The 16914-nt window shown below is 72.6% G+C and carries 13 protein-coding genes; 9 read left to right on the top strand and 4 right to left on the bottom strand.

Annotated features, from left to right (window positions below; genetic code table 11):
• The first annotated feature begins 2 nt into the window (after positions 1-2).
• The 4 genes from AC6CQV_RS08450 (at position 3) to pth (ending at position 2772) form a co-directional block, all read left to right on the top strand.
• A complete protein-coding gene (locus AC6CQV_RS08450) occupies positions 3-509 on the top strand; it encodes a gluconokinase (protein WP_498259218.1) in 507 nt (168 codons plus the stop codon).
• A gap of 114 nt (positions 510-623) precedes the next feature.
• Positions 624-1040: a shikimate kinase gene (locus AC6CQV_RS08445; protein ID WP_191008341.1), complete on the top strand. Its 417-nt coding sequence runs from the start codon at positions 624-626 to the stop codon at positions 1038-1040.
• Positions 1041-1481: 441 nt separating this feature from the next.
• Positions 1482-2105 carry a 50S ribosomal protein L25/general stress protein Ctc gene (locus AC6CQV_RS08440; protein WP_060959812.1) on the top strand — a complete coding sequence of 208 codons (624 nt, stop codon included), beginning with the start codon at positions 1482-1484 and terminating at the stop codon, positions 2103-2105.
• Positions 2106-2187: 82 nt separating this feature from the next.
• Entirely contained in the window at positions 2188-2772 is a 585-nt protein-coding gene (gene pth, locus AC6CQV_RS08435) for an aminoacyl-tRNA hydrolase (protein WP_498259217.1), read from the top strand.
• Between the two features lie 43 nt (positions 2773-2815).
• Here the strand turns inward: pth and AC6CQV_RS08430 are convergent, their stop codons facing one another.
• Entirely contained in the window at positions 2816-3559 is a 744-nt protein-coding gene (locus AC6CQV_RS08430; RefSeq protein ID WP_498259216.1) for a hypothetical protein, read from the bottom strand.
• 102 nt (positions 3560-3661) lie between these two features.
• Here AC6CQV_RS08430 and mfd point away from each other — a divergent pair, with 102 nt between their 5' ends.
• Positions 3662-7288, top strand: coding sequence for a transcription-repair coupling factor (mfd, locus tag AC6CQV_RS08425; RefSeq protein ID WP_498259215.1), 3627 nt, complete (start codon positions 3662-3664; stop codon positions 7286-7288).
• Positions 7289-7299: 11 nt separating this feature from the next.
• Here the strand turns inward: mfd and AC6CQV_RS08420 are convergent, their stop codons facing one another.
• Together AC6CQV_RS08420 and gdhA are read right to left on the bottom strand one after the other, a co-directional pair.
• Positions 7300-8655: a basic amino acid/polyamine antiporter gene (locus AC6CQV_RS08420; protein ID WP_498260692.1), complete on the bottom strand. Its 1356-nt coding sequence runs from the start codon at positions 8653-8655 to the stop codon at positions 7300-7302.
• Positions 8656-8735: 80 nt separating this feature from the next.
• Positions 8736-10094 (bottom strand): NADP-specific glutamate dehydrogenase, encoded by a 1359-nt coding sequence (gene gdhA / locus AC6CQV_RS08415; protein ID WP_498259214.1) that lies wholly within the window; start codon positions 10092-10094, stop codon positions 8736-8738.
• Positions 10095-10210: 116 nt separating this feature from the next.
• On the opposite strand from gdhA, the gene AC6CQV_RS08410 reads away from it, so the two are divergent.
• The gene (locus AC6CQV_RS08410; protein WP_101306018.1) at positions 10211-10810 is read left to right on the top strand and encodes a gamma carbonic anhydrase family protein; all 600 of its coding nucleotides are present in this window, start codon (positions 10211-10213) and stop codon (positions 10808-10810) included.
• A gap of 30 nt (positions 10811-10840) precedes the next feature.
• Here AC6CQV_RS08410 and AC6CQV_RS08405 read toward each other — a convergent pair whose 3' ends face one another.
• The gene (locus AC6CQV_RS08405) at positions 10841-13513 is read right to left on the bottom strand and encodes a phosphoenolpyruvate carboxylase (RefSeq protein WP_498259213.1); all 2673 of its coding nucleotides are present in this window, start codon (positions 13511-13513) and stop codon (positions 10841-10843) included.
• 163 nt (positions 13514-13676) lie between these two features.
• Here AC6CQV_RS08405 and AC6CQV_RS08400 point away from each other — a divergent pair, with 163 nt between their 5' ends.
• Genes AC6CQV_RS08400 through hisS form a run of 3 tightly spaced genes read left to right on the top strand, consistent with a single transcriptional unit; the run spans position 13677 to position 16838 of the window.
• A complete protein-coding gene (locus AC6CQV_RS08400) occupies positions 13677-14828 on the top strand; it encodes a Na+/H+ antiporter NhaA (protein ID WP_498259212.1) in 1152 nt (383 codons plus the stop codon).
• Positions 14792-15535 (top strand): nucleoside triphosphate pyrophosphohydrolase, encoded by a 744-nt coding sequence (locus AC6CQV_RS08395; protein WP_498259211.1) that lies wholly within the window; start codon positions 14792-14794, stop codon positions 15533-15535. Before AC6CQV_RS08400 ends, AC6CQV_RS08395 begins: the two co-directional genes overlap by 37 nt.
• A gap of 31 nt (positions 15536-15566) precedes the next feature.
• On the top strand, positions 15567-16838 hold the full coding sequence (gene hisS, locus AC6CQV_RS08390; protein ID WP_232784052.1) for a histidine--tRNA ligase: 1272 nt from the start codon (positions 15567-15569) through the stop codon (positions 16836-16838).
• Positions 16839-16914 lie beyond the last annotated feature (76 nt).

Below are 16914 nucleotides of genomic sequence, written 5' to 3'. Positions count from 1 at the left end.
CGATGGCGCACCGCGCAGCGCGCATCGTGGTCATGGGGCCGAGCGGGTCGGGCAAGACCGCCGTCGGCGCGGCCCTGGCCGTCGATTTCGGCGTCGATTTCGTGGACGCCGACGATCTGCACCCGCCGGCGAACGTCGCCAAGATGGAGTCGGGCGTGCCCCTCGACGACGACGACCGGATGCCGTGGCTCGATGTCGTGGGCGCGCGGCTGGCCGCGTCGCCGGGACTGGTGGTCGCCTGCTCCGCTCTGGCCCGTCGCTACCGCGACCGCATCCGCGCGGCTGCGCCCGACGTCCGTTTCGTGGAGCTACGGGTGTCGCGGGCGGAGCTGGATCGGCGCATGCGGTCGCGTCAGCACTTCATGCCGGTGGCGCTGCTGGAGTCGCAGCTCGCGACCCTCGAGCATCTGGAGGCCGACGAGGACGGCGTCGCCGTCGACAACGTCGGGGGCATCATCGAGGTGGCCGGCCGCGCCCGCGGGCTGCTGGACGCGGCGCCGCACCCGTAGCCGGCCGACGCGCCCCGGCGGGGGAGCGTGCACCGGCCGTCGCCCCGATACGCTCGAATCGAGGCGCGTCGGGGCACGGGGCGGCGGGCCGAGGGATGCCGAACGGAGGTCGAGATGGCGCGGATCGTACTGATGGGGTCGACGGATGCCGCGGTCGAACTCACCGGAGCAGCGCTCGCCGCGCGCCTGCGTGCCCGCTACATCGACGGCGACGAGTTGCGGCCGCCCGCGCGCCGGCGGCGTCGCCGCGGGGAACCGACGCCGGCGGTGTCGGATGCCGAGATCTGGCTGGATGCGCTTCGCCTCGTCCTCGTGGAGGCGTCTGCGGTCGTGGTGACGACGGGCCCCCTCACCCGCGTCGCCCGAGACGCCGTGCGCGCGCGCGTGCGCGACGTCGTCTTCGTCGAACTGGTCGGCCGCCAGAGCGTCGGCGAGCCCCTCACCCAGGACGAGGCGGGCTTCCGCCTGGCGGCGGGCACCGATCTGCAGGCGGTGGTCGATCGGGTCGCCGATCTGCTCACGGCGCCGTGAGGTGCGCCGCCCCGGGCGGAGGTGCGGCGCGGCGGTACCGGATCAGTCCTTGCGGTAGCCGGAGCGGCCGAGTGTGAAGAGGGCCCCGATGACGGCGACCGTCGCCCCCACCGACATCAGGCCGATGATCCACAGGAGTGCGTGCGACATCCAGCCGTAGTCCATGGGTTCCTCCGGAGTGAGAGACGGGTGAGCGGGGCCGCGGCCGCGCGAGCGCGCCCGATCCGGGCACCGTCTCCATGCTAGCGGGGTCGCTGATAGACTGATGTCCTCCCTCGGCGAGGGATGCCGCGCGTACTCGCACCGGCATCCGTGATCGACGCGGTGTTGCGGGCCCACGCGACTCGGACGACAGTCCGGGCGGGCTCTCCTCACGTGCACACGTTCGAGTCGAGACCCAGACCCAGACCAGGGCGCCACAGCCCGCAAGGAGAATCCATCATGTCGACCGAGACCGACACCAAGGTCATCGCCGAGCTTCGCGAGAACTTCGGCAAGGGCTTCGCCCGCCGCCTGCGCGCCGCCGGCCAGATCCCCGCCGTCATCTACGGCCACGGCACCGACCCGGTGCACGTCGCCCTGCCCGGCCACCAGGTCGCGCTGCTCATCCGCCGCGCCAACGCGGTGCTCGAGCTCGACGTGAACGGCACGCAGCAGCTCACGCTGGTCAAGGACGTCCAGAAGGACCCCGTGCACCAGATCATCGAGCACATCGACCTGCTCGTCGTGAAGAAGGGCGAGAAGGTCCAGGTCGACGTTCCCGTCGTCGTGCTGGGCGAGCCCTTCGCGGGCACGATCGTCAACCTCGACAACGCGACGGTGTCGCTCGAGGTCGAGGCCACCCACATCCCCGAGAACGTCGAGGTCGACGTCGAGGGACTCGAGGACGGCACCCACATCACCGCCGCCGACCTGAAGCTGCCCGCGGGCGCGTCGCTGGTGACCGAGCCGGAGACGCTCATCGTCGCCATCTCGGTGCCGGCTGCGACCAACGCCGAGGCCGACGAGATCGAGGCGGCCGACGAGGCCGTCGCCGAGGAGCAGTCGGAAGAGGCCGCCGAGTAATCGACGCGTCATGACCGGAGCCCGCCGCCACCGATACTGGTGGGGCGGGCTTCGTCGTCCCGCGATCAGTGGAGGAGAGGACATGCCCGAGACCTGGCTCGTGGTCGGCCTGGGAAACCCCGGCGCACGGTACGAGTGCACCCGGCACAACGTCGGGCAGATGGTGATCGCCGAGCTCGCCGCCCGCCGGTCCGAGACGCTGCGCGCGCACAAGGCCCAGGCCCGGGTCGCGGAGACCTGGCTGCGCCCCGGCGGCGCGAAGCTCGTGCTCGCGGCGCCGAACTCCTTCATGAACGTCTCCGGCGGTCCCGTCTCCCAGCTGGCACGGTTCTACGACATCCCGGCGGAGCGGATCGTCCTCGTCCACGACGAGCTCGACATCCCCTTCGACACCGTGAAGCTGAAGACGGGAGGCGGTCACGGCGGTCACAACGGCATCCGCGACGTCGCGAAGGCTCTCGGCACGCCGGACTTCCCGCGGGTGCGGGTGGGGATAGGTCGCCCGCCCGGCAGACAGGATCCCGCGGACTGGGTGCTCGACCCGTTCTCGAGCGCGGAGCGCGCCGCGCTGCCGGTGCTCGTCTCCGACGCCGCCGACGCGGTGGAGCTGCTCGTCGAGGACGGCCTCCTCGCGGCGCAGCAGAAGCACCACGCACCGCGCTCCTGAGCTCGCGGGCGAGGCCGGGCGTCCGTTCTCGGACCGGGGCGGCTCAGTAGTACACGGGCGTCGCGGCGACGATACCGACGATGACCCCGGCCGTGACGGCGACGCCGTAGAGGATCGGGCCGGCCGCGGCCACGATGACGGCGGCGATGCCCTGCCCGCGCCCGCGCCGCGTCGCGATCGCGACGATGCCCTGCACGAGGGCCCACAGGCCCAGGACGGTCCCCGCCCAGAAGCCGATCTCGGCCCAGAGCACGAGGCCGCGCACGGGGCTGAGCAGTGCCAGCACCTGGTCGTCGGAGAGGTTCTCCAGCGCCGCGGTCGAAGACACGCCCGCGTGCGCGACCGCCCCGCTGGCGGCGGCGAACGCGGTGACGGTGCTCAGCACCGTCGCGAGGACGACGGCGACGATCGCGACGATGAGCGCGATCGTGCCGAGGGCGCGTGACGGCGACGCGGCGGGTGCCGCCGCGCCCGGATACCCGGGTGCGGTGCCATAGGTCGGGGCGGCGCCGTAGGTCGGGGCGGCGCCGTGAGTCGGGGCGGCGCCGTGAGTCGGGGCGGCGCCGTACGTCGGCGCGGGTGCCGGCGCGGAGCTCGGCGCGGGCGCGCCCGCAGCGGTGACGGGAGACGGGGCGGCCTGAGGGGGCGCCGCGGGGTGGGGCACGGCCGCCGGGGGGACGTAGACGGGAGGCGCCCCGGGAGCGGGCTGGACGTAGCCGCCGCTCGTGGAGGGGGCCGCCGGCGCGGTGGGCTCGAGGGGCGCAGCGGGCTGCGGGTTGTCGCTCACGTGCTCATCCTAGGCAGAGCCGCCGCTCGGCGCGCGTCGGAGCGGCGTCGCGGCGAGCGGCGCGCAGCGTCCGGTGTCGGCGGTGCGCCGTAGACTCTTCCGGTGACAGTTTCCGGGATCGTTCGCGCCCTCATCCAGGCGGACACGGTCCGCGAAGCCGTCGAGTCCGCGCTCGCCGACACCGACTTCTCGCTCGTCGCGGGACTCGACGCGCCCGTCCTCGCGGCACTCGTCGAGCGCCGCCGCCGCGCCGGACACCCGGCGGCCCTGCTCGCCGTGGCGCCGACCGGCCGGCGGGCCGAAGCGCTCGGCGCGGCGCTGTCGAGCGTCCTGCCGGATGCCGAGGTGCTGCACTTCCCCGCCTGGGAGACCCTGCCGCACGAACGGCTGAGCCCGTCGCCGGAGACCGTCGGGCGGCGTCTCGCCGTGCTGCGCGCCGTCGACCACTGGGACGGCTCCCACCCCCTCATCGTGACCGCCTCGGTGCGCAGCGCGCTGCAGCCGATCGCGGCAGGGCTGACCGACGCCGGCGTGATCGAGCTGTCGGCGGGGGGTCGCGGCTACGACCTCGACGGCGTGACGCGCCGGCTTGTCGACCTCGCGTACCACCGGGTCGATATGGTGTCGCGGCGCGGTGAGTTCGCCGTGCGCGGCGGCATCCTCGACGTGTTCCCGCCCGCCGCCGACCACCCGTACCGCGTCGAGTTCTTCGGCGACGAGGTCGACCAGATCCGCGCGTTCTCGGTCGCCGATCAGCGCTCGTTGCCCGGCGAGGTGGCGGCCGTCACCTTGCTGCCCAGCCGTGAGCTGCTGCTGACGCCGGCCGTGCGCGAGCGCGCAGCGGGTCTTCGCGACCGGTTCCCGGGCCTGCGCGGCATGCTCGAGAAGATGAGCGAAGGCATCCCGGTCGAAGGGATGGAATCGCTCCTTCCGGCCCTCGCGGACGCCGTCGTGCCGCTCGTGGACTATCTCCCCGCCGCGACGGCGGTGGCCCTGGTCGATCCCGAGCGCGCGGTGGGTCGGGCGATGACGCTGGGGGAGACCAACCGCGAGTTCCTCGAGGCGGCCTGGAGCGCCGCCGTCGCCGGCGCCGACACCCCGATCGATCTCGGCTCGGGCGACTTCCTCGCCCTGCCCGAGCTGCGCGCGGCGACCTCGGCGCGCGGCGGTGTGTGGTGGACGCTGAGTGGGTTCGACTCGGGCGACGCCGACGCCGCGGCCGACCTCGCGGGCATCGACGGCGGGCACCGGGCCGATGTCGTGCGCGTCCCCGCCTCCGCGGTGCCGTCGTTCCAGGGCAACGTCGACGGCGCCACGGCGCACGTGGGCGACCTGCTCGCCGACGGCTGGCGCGTCGTGATCGCGGCCTCCGGCGCCGGGCTCGTCGACCGTGCGCGCGACGTGCTGGCCGAGCGCGGCATCGCGGCGCGCACGGTCGACGCGCTGGCCGAAGCCCCCGAGCCGGGCGTGGCCGTCGCCGTGCTCGGGGCGCTCGAGAGCGGATTCGAGCAGCCCGACGCCCGACTGGCGGTGCTCACCGAGGCGGAGTTCTACGGGCGCACCATCGGTGCCGACAGTCGCGTCGTCAAGAAGCTCGCATCGCGGCGCCGCAACGTCGTCGACCCGCTGCAGCTGAAGGCGGGCGACATCGTCGTGCACGCCACCCACGGCATCGGCCGCTTCGTCGAGCTCGTGCAGCGCGAGGTGTCCAGCGGCGGCCGCAACGCCGTGAAGACGACGCGCGAGTACCTCGTGCTCGAGTACGCGCCCTCCAAGCGCGGTCATCCCGGCGACAAGCTCTTCGTCCCCACCGACCAGCTCGACCTGCTCAGCAAGTACGTCGGCGGCGAGACGCCCACGCTGTCGAAGATGGGCGGCAGCGACTGGGCCGCCGCGAAGGGCAAGGCGCGCAAGGCCGTCCGCGACATCGCCGTGGAGCTGGTCAAGCTGTACTCCGCCCGGATGGCGGCCAAGGGCTACGCGTTCGGTCCCGACACCCCCTGGCAGCGCGAGCTGGAGGAGGCGTTCCCCTTCGCCGAGACCCCCGATCAGCTGCAGACGATCGAGGAGATCAAGGCCGACATGGAGCGGCCGATCCCGATGGACCGCCTGCTGTCCGGCGATGTCGGCTTCGGCAAGACCGAGGTCGCGGTCCGCGCGGCGTTCAAGGCCATCCAAGACGGCAAGCAGGTCGCGATGCTCGTGCCGACGACGCTGCTCGTCAAGCAGCACCTCGACACGTTCACCGAGCGGTTCGCGGGTTTCCCCGTGAAGGTGCGGGCGCTGTCGCGCTTCCAGACCGACAAGGAGGCGCGCGAGATCCTCGCGGGGCTCACCGAGGGCAGCATCGACATGGTCATCGGCACCCACCGCATCCTCACCGAGAAGGTCGTCTTCAAAGACCTCGGCCTCATGATCATCGACGAGGAGCAGCGCTTCGGCGTCGAGCACAAGGATGCGCTGAAGAAGCTCAAGACCAACGTCGACATCCTGGCGATGAGCGCGACGCCGATTCCGCGGACGCTCGAGATGGCGGTGACCGGCATCCGCGAGATGTCGACGCTGCAGACCCCGCCGGAGGACCGGCATCCGATCCTGTCCTACGTCGGTCCGCGCAGCGACAAGCAGATCGCCGCCGCGATCCGTCGCGAGCTCCTGCGCGAAGGCCAGGTCTTCTACGTGCACAACCGCGTGCAGTCGATCCAGCGGGTCGCCGCCCACCTCGCCGAGCTCGTGCCGGAGGCGCGCATCGCGGTCGCCCACGGGCAGATGGGCGAGCACGCCCTGGAGGAGGTCGTCGACGGCTTCTGGGAGCGCCGGTTCGACGTGCTCGTGTCGACGACCATCATCGAGACCGGTCTGGACATCTCCAACGCGAACACGATCGTCATCGACCGCGCCGACAAGTACGGCCTCAGCCAGCTGCATCAGCTGCGCGGACGCGTCGGTCGCGGACGCGAGCGCGCCTACGCCTACTTCCTCTACGACGAGATGAAGCCTCTCTCGGAGACCGCGGCCGATCGGCTCGAGACCATCGCGGTGAACAACGATCTGGGCAGCGGCATGCAGGTCGCCCTCAAAGACCTGGAGCTGCGCGGCGCGGGCAATCTCCTCGGCGCCGAGCAGGCCGGCCACATCGCCGGCGTCGGTTTCGACCTGTACCTGCGCATGATCGGCGAGGCCGTCGCGACGTTCCGCGGCGACGACGTGGAGGGGCCGACCGAGCTGCGCCTGGAGCTTCCCATCGACGCCCGCCTGCCGGAGAGCTACATCGACAGCGAGCGTCTGCGCCTGGAGGCCTACCAGAAGCTCTCGGCCGCCGCCTCGCCCGACGCCCGTACGCGCGGCGGGGATGCCGGAGCCTCCAGCGACCCCATCGATCTCGTGATCGAGGAGCTCACCGACCGCTACGGCACGCCGCCGCGCGAGGTCGACGGTCTCGTCGCGATCGCCCGGCTGCGCCGCCGTGCCGCCGTCGCGGGCCTCAGCGACGTCGTCGCGATGGGGCCGAACCTGCGGGTCGTGCCGGCGCCGGCATCCGACTCGCTGCGGGTGCGGCTGCAGCGCCTCTACCCGAAGTCGAAGGTCCTCGCCGGCGGCGAGGCGATGGTCGTGCCGCTGCCGACGGCGGCGGGGGAGCCACTGGCCGACGGTGATCTGATCGCCTGGGTCGGCCAGCTCATCGACCAGCTCTACCCGCTGCCGGTCGCCGAGGCCGTCGAGGCCTGAGCCCGGGGCGCTCAGATCTCGATCGCCCCCACGGCCAGCAGGACGGCCGCCGCGAGAGCCGCGGCGACGGCGACGGCGAAGACGACCCACTCGCCGCGCTGGAAGACGCGGTCGCCGCGACGGCGCCGCGCGAGGGCGAACAGCAGCGTGCCGGGCACGAGGACCAGCATCGCGAGCAGCAGGTACTGGCCTCCCGCCGCGGCGAGCAGGAACAGGGTGTAGGCGGTGGCGCAGGCGGCCACGACGAGGGCGCCGGCGACCGCGCGCGAGCCGTCGGAGCGGGCATCGGCGAGAGCCACACGCAGCCCGTACCCCGCCGTGAGGACGTAGGGGATGAGCGCGAACGCGCTGGTCAGGCTGAGCGCGACGTCGAACGCGTTCGTGGAGAAGAGCACCACGATCAGCAGTGCCTGCACGAGCAGCGTCGACATCGTGAGGGCTCCGACCGGCACGTCGCGGGCGTTGGTGCGGGCGAACACCGGGGGCAGGTCGCCGTCGCGCGCCGCGACCAGCAGCACCTCCGCCGCCATCAGCGTCCACGACAGGTACGCCCCGAGCACCGCCACGATGAGCGCCACGCCGACGAAGCCCGCACCCCACGGTCCGACGACCTCGGCGAGCACCCCGGCCATCGACGGCTGGGCCAGCTGCGCGATGCGCTCGCGCGGGAGGATGCCGAAGGACACGATCGTCACCGACAGGAAGATCGCGAGCACGCTGAGGAATCCGAGCACGGTCGCGCGCCCGATGTCGCGGCGGCGGCGTGCGTGCCGCGAGTACGCGCTCGCGCCCTCGACGCCGATGAAGGCGAACACCGTGACGAGCAGGGTGCCGCGCACCTGATCGTAGAGCGGGACGTCGCCGGGGCCGGACAGGTTCGCGGCGAACACCGCCGGATCGAACGCGAACAGACACAGGAACACGAACACCACGATCGGCAGCACCTTCGCGACGCTGACGATGCGGTTGACCGCGGCCGCCTCACGCGTACCGCGACGCACGAGCAGGAAGAAGGTCCACAATCCCGCGGACGACACCGCGACGGCCACGGGCGTGTCGCCCCCGGCGACGGCGGGCAGCACCGCGCCCACCGTCGACATGATGAACACCCAGTAGAAGACGTTCCCCGCGCAGGCGCTCGCCCAGTAGCCGTACGCGGACAGGAAGCCGAGGTAGCGGCCGAACCCGGCCCGCGCGTACGAGTACACGCCGGCATCCAACTCCGGCCGGCGCGCGGCCAGCCGCTGGAAGACGAGCGCCAGCATGAGCATGCCGGTGCCCGCCACCGCCCACGCGACGAGGGAGCCCACCACCCCCGTCTGCGCCGCGAAGGTGCCCGGCAGCGAGAAGACCCCGGCGCCGACCATCGAGCCGACGACGAACGTCGACAGGGTCAGCGTCGAGACGGTGGCGGGGGCGGGGGAGCCGGCTCCGGAGGACACGGCCGTCAGATCACTCCCTGCGCCAGCATCGCCTGGGCGACGCGTTCGAACCCGGCGATGTTGGCGCCCGCGACGTAGTCCCCGTCGCGCCCGTGTCGCTCGGCGGCGTCGAACGCGGCGCGGTGGATGTCGCGGACGATGGCGCGGAGCTTCCGCTCACTGTCCTCGAAGCTCCAGCGCTGTCGCGCGGCGTTCTGGCTCATCTCGAGCGCCGAGGTCGCGACACCCCCGGCGTTGGCCGCCTTGCCCGGGCCGAAGAGCACACCGGCCGACTGGAAGGCGGTGACGGCCGCGGGCGTGCAGGGCATGTTCGCGCCCTCCGACACGGCGCCGACGCCGTTTCCCAGCAGCGCCCGCGCGTCCGTCTCGTCGAGCTCGTTCTGCGTCGCGGCGGGGATCGCGATGTCGACGGCGACCTCCCACGGGCGGGCGCCCTCGACGAAGCGCGCGGAGGCGCGGCGGTCGGCGTACGTCGAGATCCGTGCCCGCTCGACCTCCTTCACCTGACGGAGCAGGCCCACGTCGATGCCCTCGTCGTCGACCACATACCCCGACGAGTCGGACGCCGTCACCGGAATCGCCCCGAGCTGATGCGCCTTCTCGATCGCATAGATCGCGACGTTGCCCGAGCCGGAGACACCGACCCGGCGACCCGACATCGACCGTCCGCGCACCGCGAGCATCTCCTCCGCGAAGAAGACGGCGCCGTAGCCGGTGGCCTCCGTGCGCACCTCCGCCCCGCCCCACTGCACGCCCTTGCCGGTGAACATGCCCGACTCGTGACGGTTGGTGATCTTGCGGTACTGCCCGAACAGGTAGCCGATCTCGCGGCCCCCGACGCCGATGTCGCCGGCGGGGACGTCGGTGTGCTCGCCGAGATGCCGGTACAACTCGTTCATGAAGGCCTGGCAGAACCGCATGATCTCGGCATCCGAGCGCCCGCGGGGATCGAAGTCGCTGCCGCCCTTGGCGCCGCCGATGCCCTGACCGGTGAGCGCGTTCTTGAAGATCTGCTCGAAGCCGAGGAACTTGACGATCGACAGGTTCACGCTCGGGTGGAACCGCAGGCCGCCCTTGTAGGGGCCCAGCACCGAGGAGAACTGCACGCGGAAGCCGCGATTCACGCGGACTCGCCCCTGGTCGTCGACCCAGGGCACACGGAACATGATCTGTCGCTCCGGCTCGACCATGCGCTCGAGGACTCCGGCCGCGGCGAACTCCGGGCGGCTCTCGATGACCGGCGCGATCGAGTTCACGACCTCGTGCACGGCCTGCTGGAACTCGGGCTCGTTCGGGTTGCGGTCGACCACGGCGTCGAAGACGGCGGCGACGGAAGAGGGCAGGGAGGTGAGGGTTTCTGTCACGGTGGAGCTTTCCGGCCGCAGTCCCGGGTGGTTCGGCCTGTCCCACCCTAATGGGGCTCCGACAGAGCCTCGACGGCTCGGCGGCGGCGCCCTAGGGTGAGGTCGGGAGGTCGATCATGCAGTTCGAACACCTCGGGGCCCGGCCCCGCATCCACCCCGACGCCGTGGTCGCCCCGACGGCGGTGATCTCGGGGGACGTGGAGATCGGCGCGGGATGCCAGATCCTCCACGGCGCCGTGCTGACCGCCGAGGGCGGCCCGATCACGCTCGGCACGCACGTGATCGTCATGGAGAACGCGCTGATCCGCGCCAGCGCAGTGCACCCCGTCCACATCGGCTCCCACGTCCTGGTCGGGCCGACCGCCAGCATCTCGGGGGCGACCGTGGGCGACGAGGTGTTCCTCGCCACCGGCACGCGCGTGTTCAACGGCGCGCGCATCGGCGACCGGTCGGAGGTGCGCATCGGCGCCATCGTGCACGTGCGCACCGCGCTGCCCCCGGAGTCGGTCGTGCCGATCGGGTGGGTGGCGGTGGGCGATCCCGCACGGATGCTGTCGCCCGACCGTCACGAGGAGATCTGGGCCCTGCAGAAGGAGCTGGACTTCCCCGGCTTCGTCTTCGGCCTGGACCGCGACACGCCCGATCTGATGATCCAGCTCACCGAGCGCTACGGCGCGGCGCTCGCGCGCCACGCCGACGATCGCCGCGCGGACTGAGCCCGCGCGGCGTCACGGGCGCGGGGCGGCTCACCCCGTGTTCTGCAGTCCGGCCGAGACGCCGGAGACGCTGAGCAGCAGCAGTCGCTGCCACTGCGGCAGATCCGCCTCGTCGTGCTCGCCGGTGCGCAACGTGCGCAGGGCGCGCAACTGCAGCAGCGAGAGCGCGTTGACGTACGGGCTGCGCATCTTGACGGCCCGCTGCAGCACCGGCTTGTTGGCGAGCAGCTCGTCCCCGCCGACGATGCGGACCACCCAGTCGCCGGTCAGCTGCAGCTCGTCGACGACGAGGGCGGCGAGGTCGGGACGGTCGCCCAGGTCGAGGTAGCGGCGGGCGATGCGCCCGTCGGCCTTCGCGAGGCTCATGCCGACGTTGTCGATGACGGTGCGCAGCAGCGGCCACTCCGCGTAGGCACGGCGCAGGAGCTCGACGTCGCCGACGGCTTCGAGCGCGGAGCCCAGGCCGAACCACCCGGCGAGGTTGATGCGCGCCTGCGACCAGGCGAACACCCACGGGATCGCGCGGAGGTCTTCGAGCGACTCGACGGACAGGCCGCGCCGGGCGGGGCGGGAGCCGAGCGCGAGCAGCCCGATCTCCTCCATCGGCGTCACCGTCGCGAACCAGGAGGCGAAGCCGTCGGCCTTCACCAGCGAGAAGAACCGCTCGCGCGATGCGGCATCCATCGTCGCCGCGACCTCGGCGTAGCGCTCGGCGGCGGCGCTGTTGCGCTTCTCGATCGACGGCGCCGAGGCGAGGAGCACGGCGGCCGCGACCTGATCGATGTGGCGCATCGCGATGTTCGTGTCGCCGTAGCGGGCGAAGATCACCTCGCCCTGCTCGGTGAGCTTGAACCGGCCGTCGACCGAGTGCGGGGGCTGGGCGAGGATCGCCGAGTTCGCCGGTCCGCCGCCGCGTCCGAGCGCGCCGCCGCGCCCGTGGAAGAGCGTGAGGTGGATGCCGGTCTGCTTCGCCCACGCGGCGATCTTGGCCTGGGCCTCGTACAGGGCGAGGTTCGCCGCGACCGGGCCGACGTCCTTGGACGAGTCGGAGTAGCCGAGCATGACCTCCAGGCGGCGGCCGGTCGCCTCCAGCCGCGCCGCGAACTGCGGGTGCTCCACGATCTCGGCCATGATGCCGGGGGCGGCCTGCAGGTCGGCGAACGTCTCGAAGAGGGGGATCACGTCCAGCACCGGCGGCGTGCCCCCCGGGCCGACCGCGAGGCGGGCCAGCTCGTGGACGGCGGCGAGGTCGCCGGCGGACTGCGTGAACGACACGATGTAGCGTCCGGCGGCGCGCGGCCCGTACCGGTGCTGGATCTGCGCGATCGTGCGGAACACCTCGAGCACCTCTTCGGCCTGGGTGCTCAGCGGCTCGCCGCCGGCGGCCTCGGCGAGCACCTTGGCGTGGACGGCGGAGTGCTGGCGCACCTCGAGCTCGGCCAGGTGGAATCCGAACGTCTCCACCTGCCACAGCAGCTGCTGCAGGTGGCCGTAGGCCTGCCGGGGTGCGCCGGCCTCGACGAGGGACTGCTGCACGATGCGGAGGTCCCGCAGGAGCACCTCGGGGTCACGGTAGGCGAGATCGGCGTCGCGCCCGCGGGTCGCCGTGATCCGGCGGGCGATGAGCAGCATCGCACGCTTGTGGGGTTCGACGGCGGCGCGCTTGGCGGCATCCGCGGCGCCGTCCTCGTCGGCGTCGGCGAGGCGCTGCAGGAGTGCGAGGAGCTCGTCGCTGGGCGGTGTCGTGTCGGCGGAGAGGGTGAGGGTCTTCGCGATGCGATCCGCCGAGCGCTCCAGGCCGAGCAGGATGTGCTCGGCGCCGATCGCGGCCGCCTTCTTCGTCACCGCCGCGGTGACGAAGGGGTTGCCGTCGCGGTCGCCGCCGACCCAGGTGCCCAGGCGCACGAAGGGACGCACGACCGGCGCGCGTCCGCCGGCGGCGGGCCCCTGCAGCGCGTCGTCGACGCGGCGGTAGACGTGCGGGACGGCGGTGTAGAGCGTCTCGTCGAAGACGGCCATGATGGCGCGGACCTCGTCGACGGGCGTCGGCTTCTCGGCGCGCAGCGGCGCGGTGCGCCAGAGCGTGTCGATCTCCTCGAGCATGCGGCGTTCGGCCCGACGCTCGTCGGCGCCACCGTTCAGCGAGGCGTCGTGCTCGGTCAGCAGCGTCACGAGACGGCGGATGCTGGTGGACACGGCGCGCCGACGCGCCTCCGTGGGGTGCGCCGTGAACACGGGGTGGAAGCGCATGTCCTGCAGGCGCTGCAGCGCGGTGTCGTCGCCGACCTCGGCGGCGAGGCGCACGAAGGCGGCGGCGACGGAGTCGGCGGCATCCTCCTTCTCCGGACGGCCGTCGCGTTCGCGCAGCACGCGCACCCGCTGGTGCTCCTCCGCGAGGTTGACGAGGTGGAAGTAGACCGTGAAGGCGCGCGCGACCTCGTCGGCGCGCTCGACGGAGAAGGACTCCGCGATCGTCGCGGCCCGCTCGAACGCCTCCGGCGACTCGTCGGTGTAGGCGGCGATGGTCGCGAGCCGCAGGCGCTCGACGTCGTCGTACAGGCCGGGGGAGCCGCTCTCGCGCAGGACGCGACCGAGCAGCGCACCGAGCATGCGCACGTCGGCGCGCAGGCGCTCGGGCAGTTCGTTCTCGGCCTCGTCGCGGCCGACGAGGTCGATCGCTTCGGTTCGGGTGAGTTCGCGCATGACACCACGCTAATGGCACGGTGTTTCACCTTTGTCACGGGGTATGATTCAGCCTGGTGTGAAACCGTGCAGAGTCCGGGGCTGAGACCCGTTCGGAGTCCGCATTCCGGTGTGCCGGGAAGTCTGGTCGGCGATTCCCGTCCGTCGACCCCTCGGAGTGCCCATGTCCTTGCTGCGATCCGCGCGTTTCCCCGCCGTTCTGCTGCTCCTCGCCGCCGCCGCCGGCCTCGTGCTGGCCAACTCGCCGCTGCGCGATGCCGCGTTCGCCGTGGCCGATGCGCACCTGGGCATCCCCGGCGTCGTGGACCTCTCGGTGCGTCACTGGATCTCGGACGGTCTGCTCGCCGTGTTCTTCTTCGTCGCGGCGGTGGAGCTGCAGTTCGAGCTCACGAGCGGCCAGCTCGCCTCCGCGCGGCGCGCCGTGCTGCCGGCGATCGCCGCGGCCGGCGGCGTGCTGGTGCCGGTCGCGCTGTATCTGGCGATCGCCGGGACGCCGGCGACATCGGCCGGGTGGCCCATCCCGACGGCCACCGACATCGCGTTCGCGCTGGGTGTGCTCGCCGTCTTCGGCCGCGGCCTTCCGCCCGCGGTACGGGTCTTCCTCCTGGCGCTGGCGATCCTCGACGACATCGTCGGCATCGTGTTCATCGCCGTGCTGTTCACCTCCGACGTCGACACCGCCATGCTGCTGCTCGCGGTCGTGCTCGTCGTCGTGTTCGCCGTCTGCAGCCGACTCCTCGACACCCGGGCGCGGCCGATCGCGATCGCGGGTCTCGCCGTGTCGGCGCTCGGCACGTGGTACGCCGTGCACGAGTCCGGCGTCCACGCCACGATCGCCGGCGTCGTGCTGGGACTCGTGATGGCGCAGCAGCCGGCGATGCGCACGCGCCACGCGATCGAGCCGTGGGTCAACGGCCTGATCCTCCCGCTGTTCGCCCTGTGCGCCGCGCTCGTGACCATCCCCGCAGTGTCGGCGGGAGAGCTCTCGCCGGCGTTCTGGGGCGTGCTCGTCGCGCTGCCCCTCGGCAAGATCATCGGCATCGGCCTCGCCGGCGGCCTCGCGCAGCGGATCCTGCGCGTCGCTCCCTCGGAGCGGCTGGCCGCGGGAGACCTGCTCGCCGCGGGCGCGCTGGGCGGCATCGGGTTCACCGTGTCGCTGCTGCTGAGCGAGCTGGCGTTCGGCGGTGACCCCGGCATCCGCGATCAGGCGACCCTCGGCGTGCTGGCGGGCTCCGCGATCTCGCTCGTCGCGGCCGGGATCCTCGTATCGTGGCGGGCATGGCATCACCGACGCCGGGTCCCGGCGACTTCCTGACACCTTCGGCATCGCGGGCGTCGTCCCCGGCGTCGTCCACTCCGTCGGGCGATGCGCTCCGCCGCGCCGCCGACGTGATGCGCGCCGTCCGCGAGCGGTGCGTGTGGTCGCGGCAGATCACCCACGACGACCTCGTGCCCTACCTCGTCGAGGAGTCGGCCGAGCTGATCGACGCGGTCGAGGCCGGCACGCGCGCCGACCTGCGCGAGGAGCTCGGCGATCTGCTCTGGCAGGTGCTGTTCCACGCCGCCGTCGCCGCCGAAGACCCGGACGATCCGTTCGACATCGACGACGTCGCCGACGCCCTCGCGGAGAAGATGGTGCGCCGCCACCCCCACGTCTTCGGGGATACCGTGGCCACCACGCCCGAGGAGGTGCTCGTGCACTGGAACGCCGCGAAGGCCGCCGAGAAGCGCGACCGGCGGTCGGTGCTCGACGGCGTCTCGGCGCACATGCCCTCCCTCGCGCTGGCCCAGAAGGTCCTCGGTCGCGCCGCTGCGCTCCCCGATGCGCCGTCCGCACCGCTCGCGGACGGGGTGGCGCCCAGCAGCGAGGAGGAGCTCGGGGCGACGCTGCTGGGGCTCGTCGCGCTCGCGCGGGAACGGGGCTGGGACGCCGAGCGAGCGTTGCGCGGCGCCGTCCGCACGTTGGAGGGCGGCATCCGACAGGTCGAGGCGCGGGGCGCCGGGGCCGACCTGGAAGAATGATCCCGTGGCATCCGTGAACCCGCCGCGCGGCATGCGCGACTTCCTCCCCGCCGACAAGGCCCGTCGCGAGCGCGTGCTCGCCGTCATCCGCGAGCGCTACCGTGCGCACGGGTTCGACGAGATCGAGACCCCGGTCATGGAGGACTACGACCGCCTGCACGCGGGCATCGGCGGCGACAACGAGAAGCTCGCCTTCAACGTCCTCAAGCGGGGCCTGGATGCCGACGCCGTCCGCGCCGGCGCCGACGATGCGGCCGCCCTCAGCGACCTGGGCCTGCGCTACGACCTGACGGTGCCCCTCGCGCGCTTCTATGCGACCCATCGCGCGGAGCTGCCGGCGGTCTTCCGCTCGATCCAGATGGCACCGGTGTGGCGCGCCGAGCGTCCCCAGAAGGGGCGCTACCGCCAGTTCGTGCAGTGCGACATCGACATCATCGGCGACGCGACCGGGCGCGCCGAGGCCGAGCTGCTGGTCGCGAGCCTCGACACCCTCGACGCTCTCGGGCTGGTCGGCGGCAGCATCCGCATCAACGACCGCCGCGTCCTCGACTGGATGCTCGGCAGCTTCGGCTTCGCCGACGCCGAGCGTGCCGGCGTGCTGATCACGATCGACAAGCTCGACAAGATCGGCCCCGACGGTGTCGCCGCCGAGCTGCGCGGACGGGGCGTGACCGCCGCGGCCGTCGATGCGTTCGAGGCCTTCCTGCGCCGGCCGCAGACGCGCGAGTTCCGCCCGTACGGGGAGGGGCAGATCCGCGGGGCCCTTCCGGACGGGGCACCGGACGACGTGGTCGCCGATCTCGTGGCGATCGGCTCCGCGGTGTCGGCCGCACGGGGGCTCGCCGGCGAGGGCGGGGCGGGCGCCCCACTGGTGTTCGACCCGTTCCTCGTGCGCGGCATGGGGTACTACACCGGCACGATCTTCGAGCTCGCCCACCCGAGCGTCGACTACTCCCTGGGCGGCGGCGGTCGCTACGACGGGATGATCGGGCGATTCCTCGGCCAGCAGGTGCCCGCGGTCGGCTTCTCCATCGGCTTCGAACGCATCGTCGATCTGTTGGAGGCGTCCGACGAGGGCGGCGCGACCGCGGTCGTCCTCGTGCACGACCGCGACGTGCCGGTGGAGGAGCTGGTCGCACTCAAGTCCGCACTCGTGGCGGAGGGGGCGCGGGTGCGTCTCGAGCAGCGCACGAAGAACCTCAAGGCGCTTCTGGAGCGGGCCGCCGCCGACGGCTACACCTCCTTCGCGACCGTCGCGGCGGGGCAGGAGGCCGCGGCGCTCGAGGTCAAGCCGCTGAGCTGATCGCGCGCCGCGCCGACACCGACCGTTCACCTGGCCGGGGTGGAATCGGCGACGTGAACACCCGACCGGGCCGGAG

The organism is Microbacterium sp. EG9 (assembly GCF_059759475.1).
The sequence above is the reverse complement of the archived record's forward strand: the minus strand, read 5'-3'. Positions and strand labels throughout refer to the sequence as shown.

Coding starts and splice junctions, on each gene's coding strand:
- AC6CQV_RS08440 (WP_060959812.1), top strand. CDS start 1,482: ATGTCGACCGAGACCGACACCAAGGTCATCGCCGAGCTTCGCGAGAAC.
- hisS (WP_232784052.1), top strand. CDS start 15,567: ATGCGCGACTTCCTCCCCGCCGACAAGGCCCGTCGCGAGCGCGTGCTC.
- AC6CQV_RS08420 (WP_498260692.1), bottom strand. CDS start 8,655: ATGGTCGGCGCCGGGGTCTTCTCGCTGCCGGGCACCTTCGCGGCGCAG.
- AC6CQV_RS08400 (WP_498259212.1), top strand. CDS start 13,677: ATGTCCTTGCTGCGATCCGCGCGTTTCCCCGCCGTTCTGCTGCTCCTC.
- AC6CQV_RS08405 (WP_498259213.1), bottom strand. CDS start 13,513: ATGCGCGAACTCACCCGAACCGAAGCGATCGACCTCGTCGGCCGCGAC.
- AC6CQV_RS08450 (WP_498259218.1), top strand. CDS start 3: ATGGCGCACCGCGCAGCGCGCATCGTGGTCATGGGGCCGAGCGGGTCG.
- pth (WP_498259217.1), top strand. CDS start 2,188: ATGCCCGAGACCTGGCTCGTGGTCGGCCTGGGAAACCCCGGCGCACGG.
- AC6CQV_RS08445 (WP_191008341.1), top strand. CDS start 624: ATGGCGCGGATCGTACTGATGGGGTCGACGGATGCCGCGGTCGAACTC.
- AC6CQV_RS08395 (WP_498259211.1), top strand. CDS start 14,792: ATGGCATCACCGACGCCGGGTCCCGGCGACTTCCTGACACCTTCGGCA.
- AC6CQV_RS08410 (WP_101306018.1), top strand. CDS start 10,211: ATGCAGTTCGAACACCTCGGGGCCCGGCCCCGCATCCACCCCGACGCC.